Raw genomic sequence first — 13,561 nt, forward strand, 5'->3', positions numbered from 1 at the left:
AAGGCACATATACTAAAAAAATATAAATGTATTTATATTTTTTTAGTATATGTGCCTTTTATTATTATTTTTAAGTTCATTACACAAAAGATTAAAATATGCACCTAAATTATTCATAATAGTTTTTATACATTGTTCAACTTCAAACTTATTATTCCTAATACTTAAATTTTATTGATGGGTTTTAATTATTAAATTTGTCCACTGCCAATTTAAGATTATTATAATTGTCTGATCATTATTATTGTTATCAGCTACCAATATTTTTAATAACTTATCCAATAAATTTATCATTTTTAGTCTACTTCCTATTTCCTATTAGATTGGTCTTAGTCGAGCATGAAAAATCATAACCCACATTAATCAATGCTTTAAAATCAATCTTTTTTAATGCGCTTTAAATTAATTTAACTAACCTTATAATATCTTTTACTTATTCATTATTATTACCTTTGTTATTCTTGTTATGAGAATTAACTTATTGAATATATTTTTCAAAATCAGATTTAATCACTTTCCTCCCCATTCTCCATGAATTAAATAATGATTATTAAAATAATATAATGTCAATTTAATTGTTTAATTATTTCTAATTCCTTTTTTTAAAAAAGATAAAAACCACAATCTAAAGATTAGCTTGCTTATTAAATCTTGTCTTTTTATCAACAAGGCACACCTATTCCCTTTCATTAAAGCAATAAAAAATTGAAAACATTTTCTTTTACATCAGCGTTAAAACACTCTTTTTAAAAATATTTTTTACAAAAAATAATTGCTATTATGATTATGCTTTCCATTTTGTATCCACATGTTTATTAATAATTAAATACAAGGTTAGTACAATACAATTAAAAGAAAGCATACACATAATGTCGTTGGTTTTATCAAATTATAATCCTTATTTATCAATTGTTTTCCGTGGAATAAAGAACATTAGTAATTCATATTTTCCAGATGTTAAATTTTTATATTATAATGAAGCGGGTATACGAATGATGCTACCTCTAAGGCTACTATTGATGGAACAATATTTTAAAGTAAAGGAAGCAATAGAGCATACTTTAAGATGATTGTCATCTATTGATTGTAAGATAATTTTCATTTTTAGCATTAATACATAAATAAAGCCAATGAACTTCATGTTTAAATCTATCATTCCGATCATTTTTTATCCTACCAAACAAATTAATCGGTTCTTTAGATCGCTCAGAACCTAAGTCTAAAAAGAATTTATTAAAATACTCTTCATTAAGTCAATGGGGGGACACTACTTTTAAAACCTTGTAGGGAATATAGTGTCTTTTTTATATCAACTAGCAAACGATGCTCAACCACATATAATTTTAAAATCCCTTTAGTAACAATCTCATCAGAACTCATGTCACTACTTTGTGAATTCTTTAAAAAGGTTTGAACAGCTTGTTCCGGTTTATCAGACAAATCACAACCTAATAAAGCTAATGTTATTATGCAAACACCAACCAAAATCCTTATATATATACTCCTACCTACCACACTACCAAAATAACATGTAAATATAAAAGTTTATCCAAATACTATTTTTACCAAACTTTCAAAGCTCTGCTAAAATAGATTTCTCTAGAACAAATAAACATATACACAAATGCATACCAATTTTATCTTTTCTCAAGAATTGCTAAATACTAGATCATTATATTGATTTATGGGAATTAAATATTTAAATAATATCCTTATAAAAGGAATTTATAAACACACGCATAAAAATTAAATAATAATGATTTTAATAAAATCAAATTTTATTGTATAAAAAATATAAACATTGATATCCTTCATTATTAATTCTTTCTTATTGATGTTTTTAAACATAATATTGATTTGATCCTTATTATCATCTATTAAAGCCTTAAAAATTAATCAAAACATTAATAAAACTTCTGATAATGAAAACATTATTACGATTATTCCAATAATCTATATTGAATTATATTAATATTGAATTAAATTTAATATTAAATTATATTAATTATTGTAATATATTACTATTGCATTATATTAATTTTTATATCAAAGTAAGGAGAGTATTTGTGAAATATAATATAATTGTAAGCATGTTTGTTTTTCTATTTTTAACCGCTTGCAATCCAGATTTTAACACCAATCAAAAAGATGTGAAGCATCAATCTAGTAGAAAGAGAGTAAAATCCAATCAAAAAAGATTAAAATCCAATCAAAAAGGATTAAAACCTAAAACAGAAGTAGACCAAAATCAAGAAGCAAATCAAAATCAAGAAGCAGACCAAAATAAAATAACAAAAAACACACTACTTGATAATTTAAGAAATTTAATAGAAAAAGTTAATAAAGACAGAAAAAAATATGTAAAAAGATTAGAAGAAGAGCCTTTAAACCAATATGGAATATTGGCTTTCAAAGAATTGTTTTGGGAAGGCACACAAGATAAAGCAGCTGATAATATTGAGAAAGCTAAAATATATAGACAACGAACTTATTCTGTCTTAAATGATTTTGATACTAATGAATTTAAGAAATTTTCAAAAATTACAATGTTGTCAAAACAACAACAAGGTCTATTTAACTCCTTTAACTCGTTTGGAGCTACTATTGAAGACACATTTGTTTTCTTATTAAATCCCAACAAAAAAGATAATCTAGAAAAACTAGAAATTTCGGATTTAGAAAATCTTAAAAATTCTATTGAAAAATTCTTATCTATAAAAACAATGATCTCAACAATTCTAACCCAATTTTTATTAGATTATGAATCTAATAAAAATTTTATAAAAACAGATACCTCAAAACTTGATTTTTATTTAGCTACAATTTCTAATCAAATTGAAGAGCAAAATGCAGAAGCAATAAAGCTAAAAAATGACATATTTTCAATAGAAAATTTTAAGTCATATTAAAATTAGTAATACTGTAAAAGCCTATCTTTAATAAAGATAGGCTTAATTTTTGACTAAAGATTACAAAGAACTTTTAACTTATGATTTACATAAACTTTAATTCCAAAGAAGTAAACTACTTTTTCTATAATCTTTAATTTAATAATAGTGATTAGAAATAGATTAATATTATTAATGGTATATACTTTAAGGAAAAAGCATATAAAGGCAATTAATGTAAAAATTAAGTACACTTTGATAATTTTATTTTTAATAATTGGCGGTTACAAACAAAAATTAAATTATACAACAAATTAAAGGGTTAATTATAAAGAAATGAACGTAACACATAGTCCAACCCCTTAATTTCATTATATCTAACAAGCTTTTCAGATTCATTAATTAACTAGAGAGCTTTAATCTTTTTTGCTTTAACCAAAAAATTAAAAAAGAAAAGAGCATGTATAACTAGTAGATAGTACTATTCTCATGAAAGAGTTTTGACTTAATGTGTTACAATTTCAACCTTCAAGACTGTACTAAGAATTGAATTTAATTATCTATATCTATTCAAAGCATTGAAGAATCTTCTTTGTAATTTAAATCCTTAATTTACTTTTCAATCTCAAATTGAACTTTTTAAAACATTTATTTTACTTTTGCATAAAAGTACAACTTGCAATTAAAACTAAAAAGTAAATATAATTTACTTACGAATCTTTTTTTTAAAAAAATCCTCTTTTTTTTAATTAATGATAAGAAACATTATAGAAAGAACATTAACATTAGAGCTTCAAAATAAAAGCTTTTTAAATTGTAAGTAAACAACTTAAAAAATTAAGTTTTGCAACTTATAACTTTTTTTCTGCTTACAATAGGCTGATACTAATTTAGTATAAATTGCACTAATATTTTACTTATCAAAACTTATTATTAGGAGATAATAACCAATATGAAAAAATTTTTTACATTAATATTAATTTTTGGTTTAACAATTCAAATCTTTGCCACAAAAGACAAACAAGATAGAATTGAAAAAGGCATTGAAAGTTTCAATAAATATGATAAAGACAAAAAAATCCAATAGGACCTTTTCTTTTAAATTTATTTTTACCTTTTGGAATAGGATCCTTTTTACAAGGAAATTATATTGGTGGCGGCTCAGTACTTGGATTTAATTTATTAGGAGCAATCCTTTTGGGAACCGGAATTATTCTTAACATTAATGAAACAAAATTAACTGGATCCCTACTAATAGGAGTAGGAGCAAGCATGCTTGTAACATCCTATATAACCTCACTTATTATTCCATTTACATTTGCAAATTGGTACAATGAAGATCTTAAAAAAAGACTCAGCGAAGAGCTTGCAGGGCTTGAACCGAATATTGATCTTGGAATAAGCGGATTCCAACTATCATTTAAAAAAAGTTATTAAATAAATGTAAAACAATAATTTTTAAGATCTAATATTTAAAATTAATTTGCCTAGGAAGATGGTATTAACTGATGCTCTCTTGCTAGGCTTATCAATTAAATTCAGAGTATTTTTAAAATACTTTAAAATACTAAAAAACTTTTACAATATTAAAAGCTCATACAATATTAAACTTAATTAATAAATTATTATAAATACCAAATTGGTAGAAGATTTTTAATAATTAATAATAACAATTATTAATTAAAATGTTCTAAACATCATATTAAAATGATATAATTACTAATTATTATTAATTTAATAATTAAAACTACTTTTTAAGGAGACTATTTTGAAACAAAAGATTATTATATTTACCATATTAGCATTTATGCTTAATTGTACAAACAAAAATGATAATGCAGAGCTAAATAACGATTTAGATGAAGAATCTCAAAAATTACAATCTAAATCAAATTTAGTTAATGACGATAGAGTTGAATTTAGCAAAACAACACCTTTAGAAAAATTAATAAGCGGATTAAGCTTAAACAATGCTGAAAAAGAAACGCTAACATTTTTAATAAACTCATTAAAAGAAAAGCTAGCAGACTCAAATATTGGTGTAAATTTTAAAAATACTGGTGGAGATGAGAATAAAATAGAAGAGACTGTACACAAATTTTTATCGGACCTAAAAGAAGATGAAATAAAAGAAATGCTTGCAAAAATTAAAGAAAATAAAGACAAAAAAGAAAAAAATTCTGAAGAGTTAAATACTTATAAAAACACACTTGCTGGTGGATTTGATGGAATGTTTAATAAAACAGATTCCAAAACCACATTTAATAACCTTAAAGACGCTGCATAATACCACACCAAGTCTAAAATTTGCAATTAATTTTACAAACTAATTTTTAAAAGCTAGTGGTTAAAATCCGCTAGCTTTTAAAACAACTTTTTAGTTAATCAACGAATTAAATGCAAGACTTGCGCTTTTAATTTGAGGATATTTTTCGACTATTTTTTTCATAGCAACATTAAAAAGCTTAGAATCAAGTGAGATTCTGTAAACTTTTTCAGCTTGTGGAGGTTTTTTAAACTTAATGGTAATCTCAGCAATCATATCGCTCCAAACTCCATTACTATAAAGAGAGGTAAAGGCCTCAACTACTTTTTTAGCATTGCTAGAACCAAAAGGATATGCGGTTACAAGCCCAGGTTCAACTGATTTTTCAGACATTGGAAGCCCTATTAGAAATCCTCCTTTATTTTCATTAAAGTTTATATTGCTTCCTTTGCTTATTAATTTAAATCCAGAAACAGAATAAATTGGATCACCTTCACAAGTAGTCTCAAAAATTATTAAAGGCATGGCATAAGAAATGTGGTTTCCAGCAATAGGAGAAACAAGATAAGAATACTTAATTCCCTTAAGCTCTTCAATAGAATTTCCGCGCTCATTAAACAAATCTCTGGCTTTAATTTTCATCCAACGAATATCAACAGGCCATAAATACACAGAGATTGATTTTGTTCCTTCTAAAAACTCTATTTGGTTGTAATCAATAATTTTATTTTTATTCTCAAGCGCTTTTAAAGTCTTATGATTTTGATAATCAGATACTAAAACAGAACCATCTGGGAGTTGACTAAAATTCATTGAATTTAAAGCCCTTTTTCCTTGACTTAACCTATCTGACTTATTTCCTCTAATAAGTCCGCCACCCTCTTGCCCTATTTTTGAATTATTATCTAAAGAACAACTAAAAATTAAAGTCAAAACGGATATAATGACTATTTTCAAAACGCTCCCCCTTAAAATTTTTTCATATAATTTAAAAATTTTAAATTATGTTATTAGAAGCAAGTGTAGATCAATTAACAAAAAAAGCAAAATCAAAAACTTAACGTCTACTAATCTCTTTTATCAAGCTATTTAAAACACGATTTATATAATCATAAAGTTTTTTATTCTTGCCAATATTTTTGTAATAAAGTTTAAAAATTTCCAAAAGAGTATTTCTAACCTTAAGAATCAACCCCTTTCTGTTTTTATTCCTAATAGAGCCTAATGCTTGTTTGAAAGATTTGCGTGATTTTTCCATTTCCTTTAAAAAACCATTAACATCATAATTTAATATGACTTCTTCTAGCTTTCTCAATATCAACCTAGAATATTCCTTTCCAAGTCTTTTAAACAAATCATCCAGATTTTCAAAATCTAATTCTCCATCTGCCAAAACCCTGCAAAATTGCAGTGTTTCGTCTTCTTCGTTTGTTAAATTGCGCTTCCAATTTAAATGCCAATCAAGCTCTGACTTTGTAGTAAGTGAAAAATTTTTTAATTCAAGAAGCTCTTTGCTAACACTGCTAATTTGTTGATCGATTGTTTTTTCAAGAGCGGCAAAAATGTCTGCATTTGAACCATTGGCATTAATCTTGGTTAAATAAAATTGTTGACACAAATTCATATCTAAAAGAGAAAGTTCATCTTCTCTGTCACTTTTATCGGAATAATTTTCAATCAATCGCACTAAAATGCTTATTTTAGAAGACAGCTCTCCCCATCGTTTTTTCCCGATATCAATCAAAAACTGATTAACATCTTTTTCGCTGTACCTATACTTTACTAAGACTTCATCATTGTTTAAAAGCCATCCACCAAGAGCATATCTATTCTCATCATTTTGCAAAGATTTCTTGAAAAACTCAAAATTTTTATCCTCTTCTGAGTTTAAATGGGGAGTCCAAATCTCATCCTTAGCATTTTTCAGCAAAGCTTTGCTGTGTTTTGGCTTACTAATATTGTGCTTTGAGGAAGTTTTTTGTAAAGATCCAGAATTATCTAAATTATCCAAATCATTGCTGGTCTGATCTGGGTTTATTGACATTAAATTTTTAGGATTTTTTAAAGTTTGCACATCCTTTTTAGAATCTCCCAACTTATTCTTTTTAGACTCCAAAGATTTTTTTTCATTGCCGATTAAATTTCGTTTATTGTGGGAAGTGGTAGTTTTTAAATCTTCTTCTAAAGATTTCCTATTACAATTAATAAAAAACAGAAAGCTAATACCAAATGCAATTCCTATTTTATTCATAAATTAAATTACCTCTATTTAATTATAGATTTAAATAAAAATATAGCTCACTTTACATACACTAAATGTATACACTATTTTAATTCTTACTACAAAAGGAATTAGGCTTGCAATTATTTTAAAAAAATAATTTTTAAAATAAAAAAACGAATTAAAATAATGCTAATAAAGCATTAAGCTTAAATTATTTCAATAATACCCTTTTAAACAAATTGGTATTAATAATTCACATTATTTAAATGTGTTGTAAAATATTACAAGTAAACCAAAAACATTAATATTAACCAAATCATAAAAATTTTAATTTTCAAATCCAGATACATTAAAAACACAATAGACAAAAATAAATATAAAGATTAAGATTAACTCTCTAAATTAGAGAGTTAATCAAAGAATCAATTAACATAAAAAGTTAAAAAGAAGCAGATGCATCATAGTTTTTCACAAGATTACAAGCATCTTCAATGTTTTTAGTAGTAATAAAAGATTGTCGCAAATTGTCTATGTAAGTTTTTTCAACCTGTAACAACTGCTGCTTAGCATTGGCAACATTTGCATCATTTGAGCGCTCAAGAGCTACTTTAGCCTTTCTTTTGGCTTGCAAACACTTAACAACAGTATCAAGCATTTCTTTTATTTTGTTTGCATTTAAATTAAAAATTTGATTAAACTTATCAGGATTGCTATCAAGAACTGCCTGTTCAAGAAAAAACAAAGCTTCTTTTTGGTCATCACTTAAAGAGTCTACAAAAGACATTTCAAACTCTCCATTTGCTGCGCTATTAGAAGAATTTAAAGCCTTTGAAGACCTTCTCCTAAGATCAGAATAATTAAATTCTTTACAAGAAAAGAATAATACAATAATAAATAATAAAACTTTATTCATACCGTCTCCCACACTGTGATTACACAAATATTTAAATCTAAAAATTAAATAAACCTTTTTTTAAAAAGAATATAAATTATAATATATCTCAAGATTTAAAATAATAAACATTTTATAAAACTTTATAGTAATCTCGAATAAAATATGTTAAAATAACTTTGGTATTTAAAAATGGAAATTAAAATTGACGAAAAATTTAATATAGTATTTAACGACGATCTTAAATTAATAGAAAACATTAAAGAACAAAAACAGCGTTTATTTTTTTATCTTAAGACACCTAAAGGAAGCTTAAAAGAAGCTCCAAATTATGGATTTGATTACAACTTTTACTTTAAGCTTTGTAAAGCCAATAAACTAGAATCTATTAAAAATTTTTTCTTAAACCTTTCAAAAGAGCTTAAAATAGATCTTATTAATGCAAAACCAAGCATTAAAAATAAAACAATAACAATAAAATTTTTCTTTTTAGGAAAAGACACTTTAAAAATGGATTTTAAAATATGAGTATAATTTTTGACAAAAACTTAGGAATATTAGAAAAAACAATAGAAGAAATTCAAAATGAAAAAAAACATATTTTGAAAACAAAATATGGCATAAACATTAAAGACAATTCAATTTACGACATAATAAACTTTCCAAGCTCAAGCATTAACAAAGAAATATCAGAGGTTTTAAAAGAGCTTTTTTCTAAAATAAAAGAAAATGGAAGCTATTTTAATGCACTAAAAGAAGACTTAAGCACCCCGAAAAGCTCAACCTACGAAGCAATAAGAAAAGCTCTTCTAAGTGTTGACGGGGTTAAGCACATAAATATTTTAAGTGGGCCAGGAACAATTAGTCTTTACTTAATATTAAAAGACGATTGTTTTATAGATAAAGAAAAAAATCAAATTAAAATTGAGACTAAGCAAAATATTTGGCAAGCAATATACTATACAGCGCCAAGCGGAACTGTTTTTAAGGGCAATATTGAGATTGAGTTTTTAAACAAACACAATCAAAAAAACATACAAATTCAGCTTAGGCAAGAAAAAATATGCATACCTTAAAGCAATCTACAAAACAGAAGCAAAAGACGCAATCTACAAAGAAATAGATACTCAAATTAGAGATATTTACAATAAAATATTAACCGAAAAATACATCGAAATGGGAACATCTCTTAGATATCAAGACTTTCTTGCGCCAGTTAGCATTATCAGAGGAATAAAAGAGCTTAGAATTGGAACTTGCATTAAAAGTGATGACACAAAAAAAATTACAGAACTTAGTGAGAGTGACTTTACATTCAACAAAGACGAAAACACTAAAGAGAATGAAATTATTATTTTTGATACAAAAAAAAGACTTCTTATTAACAGAGAATAAAAATGAATAAAGAGATACCAAAATTTTTAGAAAATACACAAATTGAAAAGTTCATTTACAATGAGCTTGATTACAAAAAAGAGATATTAAGAGAACTAAAAGACCTTCTTAAGAACTTCAGAACAATCAATGTTAAAGACAGTATTAACTCTAAATATATTGCATTACTAATGCTTTCAATATTCAACGCATTTCACTTTAAAAAAGAGCTAGATAAAAATCTTGTTAACTCTTTAGATGCTATTATTTTTGCAATTAAATCTATTGGCACTGACGAGAGCTTTATTGTGCTCTTTAAAGCCTTTTTACACACAAATGTAGAAGTAAGCTCAAAAGAAGACGCTCCAGGCGAGATAATAATAAAATTGCTTGGAAACATTAAATCTCCGATTGAATTTAATATTGCAGCAAAAAATCAAAATAAGCTAAAAAAAATAACTGTAAAACACAAGGGATTTAAAAAAGCTTTGGTTTCTAACTATATGCCCAAAGATTATAAAAATTCAGTATATGAGTTTATTAAAATACTAATTCCTACAGGAAGGATGGTGAAAATTATAGATAAAGAACAAATAGAAATAAAAAGTACAAGAATAAAAAATTTTTAGATATCAGATCAAATAAAGAATCTAATATCTAAAAAAGTTTAAATAAGAATTTAAAACTAAAAGAAATTTAAAAGGAAAATTTATGAATACCAACGAACCACAAGAGAGTATACAAATAAAAGATTTAAACAGAAAAACAAAAGTTAATCAAAGTGATCTTATTCCTATTGATGATATAGTAGAAGACACTTGTGCAATCACATATAAACATCTCCTAGAGCAAATACAAAACGATACATTTTACAACAGTGAATTTCACTGCTTCAAAAAAGCAATAAAAGATGTAATTAGTAAAGAACTTTTAGAAAACAAAGAATATATAAAAAACATTTACATTAAAGTAATCTCTAAACTTTTAGAACTAAGCTCACCACTTGAAGACATAGATTTTGATACTGTTTTTGGAAAAATAAAATCTAGGTTTATTTCAAGCTTAAAACACACAAACACAAAATTGCCTTCAAATAAAATTTCAATTTACAACGCAACCACAAAAGATCTTGAACTTATTCAATTTGAAATCCTTGTTGAAAGTTTAAAAGAAATTCTTGCAGAAAAATCTGAAATAAATCAACTAAAAAGTGACCTAATAAATTATTTAAAAATAAACGATTTTAAAGATCAATTCAAAAACTCTTTTAAATTAATACCTAAACACACCTTTGATGTAAAAAATGAACAACTTGTAAGTTGTTATCAAGACGGAATCCCATAAATTGTAGATATTCCTATTTGGTGGCAAGGAAAACCACATAGTTTTGGAGGAATGCACACAATAATTGATGACAATGCAATATTAGAATTCCAATATGAAACTAAAGCTACAATTATTGTACTTAAAAATAAAAGCAGCACATCAATTGTAATAAACGAATCACACAAAGACAAATACATTTATTTACAAATTGACGCAGAAATTAGGTATTCAAGCTCCACAGAAGATCACAATAAAAGATTTTACCTTAAATTTGAAAAAAGCTCTGCCAAAATGCTAATAGCATCATTTTCTTCACAAAACATGCCTACACTTAGAACACCAATTTACAATGGTTGGTACTACGTTGGGTCAGGCAAACTAAGCGGAGGTGAATTAATGCCAATACTAAACAAAGTATAAAAATAAATTAAAAGGAGATATTTATGGATACAATACTTATTTTTTTGTCAACAATTGACAATGCAAAACTAATTATATTAGGAGGATTTATTGTGCTAACAATAATGCCAATGATTTTAGCAATAAAGCCACAGTTTAGAGAAAATTTAAACTTTCTTATTAAAAAGTTCTTTAAAAATACAAATAAAAAGGAAACAAAATGAACAGCAAAATAAATATCAACTCTGGCGTTGAAGCTTTAAATAATTTATATGACTTTCTAAAAAGTAGCGATTCTCCAACAGAAGTCAAGGTAGAAAAGGGAATATACTTAGGGCTTAATCTTTACAATCTAATAATGAGCATCTACAAGGACACAATAAGCACCCTTGAGAAGGAAGAATCAATAAAAATATTAAATGACATTGAAAATGTTAATAATAAAATTACTCAACTTATATCAAGCATTAATGACGAGAGAGATGCAGGTATTATTGAACATTTGCGAGAAGAAAGAAACGAGCTAATGACAATTAAAACCAAAGCGCTCCAAGAACAAATAAAAGAATTCTCAAAAGAATCACAAAATAGCGCTAATAGCAAAACCCAAAACTTAAAAGGAGATAAAATTGAAAATTAAAAATTTTGCTTTTTTGTTTTTATTAAACTCGCTTATAATCTTTTCATGCTCTACAATAGCAAGCCTCCCGGAAGAGCCACCATCTCCAAAAGAGTCAACATTAAAGGCCTTAAGCTTATATGAAGCGCATCTTTCAAGCTATATTATGTATTTACAAACATTTCTTGTAAAAACTAAACAAAAAGTAAATAACAAAAATTATCCTGAGTTTAAACTTTTTGACACTAGTAAATTGGAGAAAGATCAAACTTTAAAATCAATCAAAACAAATATTGCTAATTTAAAAAATCACATTGACAAAATAAAACCAATTGCAATGCAGATTTACAAAAAATATTCAAAAAATATACCTTAAAGTCGTTTAATTTTTCTTTTTCCCAAAAGTCCCAAAATTGGGACTTTTTTTTAATAAAAGTTTATATTTGTTCTATATCTAATTTAGAATTATTATCATTTTATTTTTTTTTAATTTTCTATTTGTTATTTATTGATCTTATACTATAATTATATTTGTATTAAGTTATATTAATATAATATAAAAAGGAGAATATATTATGAAAAAATATTTATTGGGAATAGGTCTAATATTAGCATTAATAGCATGTAAGCAAAATGTTAGCAGCCTTGATGAAAAAAACAGCGTTTCAGTAGATTTACCTGGTGGAATGAAAGTTCTTGTAAGTAAAGAAAAAGACAAAGATGGTAAATACAGTCTAATGGCAACAGTAGACAAACTTGAGCTAAAAGGAACTTCTGATAAAAGCAATGGTTCTGGGGTACTTGAAGGTGAAAAAGCTGACAAAAGTAAAGCAAAATTAACAATTTCTCAAGATTTAAATCAAACCACATTTGAAATTTTCAAAGAAGATGGCAAAACATTAGTGTCAAGAAAAGTAAATTCTAAAGACAAGTCATCAACAGAAGAAAAATTTAATGATAAAGGTAAATTAAGTGAAAAAGTAGTAACAAGAAAAGACGGAACCAGACTTGAATACACAGACATACAAAACGATGGATCCGGAAAAGCTAAAGAAGTTTTAGCAGGCCTTACTCTTGAAGGAACTCTAACTGCTGACGGCGAAACAAAATTAACAGTTACAGAAAAAACTGTTACTTTAAGCAAAAACATTTCAAAATCTGGAGAAATAACAGTTGATCTTAAGGACACTGACTCTAGCGCTGATAAAAAATCCGGGACATGGGATTCAGATACTTCTACTTTAACAATTATTAAAAACAGCAAGAAAACTAAACAACTTGTATTCACAAAAGAAAACACAATAACAGTACAAAACTACAACTCAGCAGGCAATGCGCTTGAAGGCAGCCCAGATGAAATTAAAGATCTTGCAAAACTTCAAGCCGCTTTAAAATAATATGTAAATAAACATCCTGCAAAGCATTAGCCAATGCGGGGTGTTGTTTATTATAACCTAAAAATTGAATTTATATTTTTCAATTTGTTACTTCTAGAAAAAGTCTCTTAGGAGACTTTTTCTCTTTTAAAAGAAAAAACATAACAATACACAAATCAGACCATTTAAATCTTTAA

The 13,561-nt window shown here is 26.0% G+C and carries 15 protein-coding genes and 2 pseudogenes; 13 read left to right on the forward strand and 4 right to left on the reverse strand.

Translation table 11 applies throughout. The features are described 5' to 3' along the window. Positions 1-1,073: 1,073 nt before the first annotated feature. Positions 1,074-1,494 (reverse strand): annotated as a pseudogene (locus tag BLA33_RS05810) (P52 family lipoprotein). A gap of 572 nt (positions 1,495-2,066) precedes the next feature. On the opposite strand from BLA33_RS05810, the gene BLA33_RS04275 reads away from it, so the two are divergent. From BLA33_RS04275 to BLA33_RS04285, 3 genes and pseudogenes are all read left to right on the forward strand, one after another. Further along, positions 2,067-2,909, forward strand: coding sequence for a virulence associated lipoprotein (locus BLA33_RS04275; RefSeq protein ID WP_012622278.1), 843 nt, complete (start codon positions 2,067-2,069; stop codon positions 2,907-2,909). Between the two features lie 931 nt (positions 2,910-3,840). Next, a pseudogene (locus BLA33_RS04280) lies at positions 3,841-4,325 on the forward strand (P13 family porin). A 331-nt stretch (positions 4,326-4,656) separates the two neighbouring features. After that, positions 4,657-5,175, forward strand: a complete 519-nt coding sequence (locus BLA33_RS04285; RefSeq protein ID WP_015939535.1) for a hypothetical protein — start codon at positions 4,657-4,659, stop codon at positions 5,173-5,175. Between the two features lie 90 nt (positions 5,176-5,265). On the opposite strand, the gene BLA33_RS04290 is transcribed toward BLA33_RS04285, so the two are convergent. The 3 genes from BLA33_RS04290 to BLA33_RS04300 all read right to left on the reverse strand — a co-directional run bounded on the left by BLA33_RS04290 (position 5,266) and on the right by BLA33_RS04300 (position 8,291). Continuing rightward, positions 5,266-6,111: a S2/P23 family protein gene (locus tag BLA33_RS04290; protein ID WP_029346677.1), complete on the reverse strand. Its 846-nt coding sequence runs from the start codon at positions 6,109-6,111 to the stop codon at positions 5,266-5,268. Between the two features lie 100 nt (positions 6,112-6,211). Next, positions 6,212-7,405 carry a hypothetical protein gene (locus BLA33_RS04295; protein WP_075226594.1) on the reverse strand — a complete coding sequence of 398 codons (1,194 nt, stop codon included), beginning with the start codon at positions 7,403-7,405 and terminating at the stop codon, positions 6,212-6,214. 412 nt (positions 7,406-7,817) lie between these two features. Beyond that, on the reverse strand, positions 7,818-8,291 hold the full coding sequence (locus BLA33_RS04300; protein ID WP_029346678.1) for a BBA07 family lipoprotein: 474 nt from the start codon (positions 8,289-8,291) through the stop codon (positions 7,818-7,820). A gap of 171 nt (positions 8,292-8,462) precedes the next feature. Here BLA33_RS04300 and BLA33_RS04305 point away from each other — a divergent pair, with 171 nt between their 5' ends. The 10 genes from BLA33_RS04305 to ospA all read left to right on the forward strand — a co-directional run bounded on the left by BLA33_RS04305 (position 8,463) and on the right by ospA (position 13,385). Further along, positions 8,463-8,798: a contractile injection system sheath initiator gene (locus BLA33_RS04305; RefSeq protein ID WP_075226596.1), complete on the forward strand. Its 336-nt coding sequence runs from the start codon at positions 8,463-8,465 to the stop codon at positions 8,796-8,798. Next, on the forward strand, positions 8,795-9,346 hold the full coding sequence (locus BLA33_RS06060) for a DUF276 domain-containing protein (protein ID WP_233436599.1): 552 nt from the start codon (positions 8,795-8,797) through the stop codon (positions 9,344-9,346). The genes BLA33_RS04305 and BLA33_RS06060 overlap by 4 nt, the downstream gene beginning before the upstream one ends. A 4-nt stretch (positions 9,347-9,350) precedes the next feature. Beyond that, complete coding sequence (locus BLA33_RS06065; protein ID WP_233436600.1) at positions 9,351-9,665, forward strand: DUF276 domain-containing protein; 315 nt, start codon at positions 9,351-9,353, stop codon at positions 9,663-9,665. Between the two features lie 2 nt (positions 9,666-9,667). Beyond that, positions 9,668-10,273, forward strand: a complete 606-nt coding sequence (locus BLA33_RS04315) for a DUF735 family protein (RefSeq protein WP_029346679.1) — start codon at positions 9,668-9,670, stop codon at positions 10,271-10,273. An 82-nt stretch (positions 10,274-10,355) separates the two neighbouring features. Then, complete coding sequence (locus BLA33_RS05920) at positions 10,356-10,988, forward strand: DUF685 domain-containing protein (RefSeq protein WP_233436598.1); 633 nt, start codon at positions 10,356-10,358, stop codon at positions 10,986-10,988. 51 nt (positions 10,989-11,039) lie between these two features. Continuing rightward, positions 11,040-11,390 (forward strand): hypothetical protein, encoded by a 351-nt coding sequence (locus BLA33_RS05925; RefSeq protein WP_233436597.1) that lies wholly within the window; start codon positions 11,040-11,042, stop codon positions 11,388-11,390. Positions 11,391-11,413: 23 nt separating this feature from the next. Continuing rightward, positions 11,414-11,593, forward strand: coding sequence for a BlyA family holin (locus BLA33_RS04325; protein WP_012622842.1), 180 nt, complete (start codon positions 11,414-11,416; stop codon positions 11,591-11,593). Beyond that, positions 11,590-12,009 (forward strand): BlyB family putative holin accessory protein, encoded by a 420-nt coding sequence (locus BLA33_RS04330; RefSeq protein ID WP_012622281.1) that lies wholly within the window; start codon positions 11,590-11,592, stop codon positions 12,007-12,009. Before BLA33_RS04325 ends, BLA33_RS04330 begins: the two co-directional genes overlap by 4 nt. After that, the gene (locus BLA33_RS04335; RefSeq protein ID WP_029346680.1) at positions 11,999-12,364 is read left to right on the forward strand and encodes a BBA14 family lipoprotein; all 366 of its coding nucleotides are present in this window, start codon (positions 11,999-12,001) and stop codon (positions 12,362-12,364) included. The genes BLA33_RS04330 and BLA33_RS04335 overlap by 11 nt, the downstream gene beginning before the upstream one ends. A gap of 199 nt (positions 12,365-12,563) precedes the next feature. Further along, a complete protein-coding gene (gene ospA, locus BLA33_RS04340; RefSeq protein ID WP_029346681.1) occupies positions 12,564-13,385 on the forward strand; it encodes an outer surface lipoprotein OspA in 822 nt (273 codons plus the stop codon). Positions 13,386-13,561: the final 176 nt, after the last annotated feature.

The organism is Borreliella garinii (assembly GCF_001922545.1).
GTDB lineage: Bacteria > Spirochaetota > Spirochaetia > Borreliales > Borreliaceae > Borreliella > Borreliella garinii.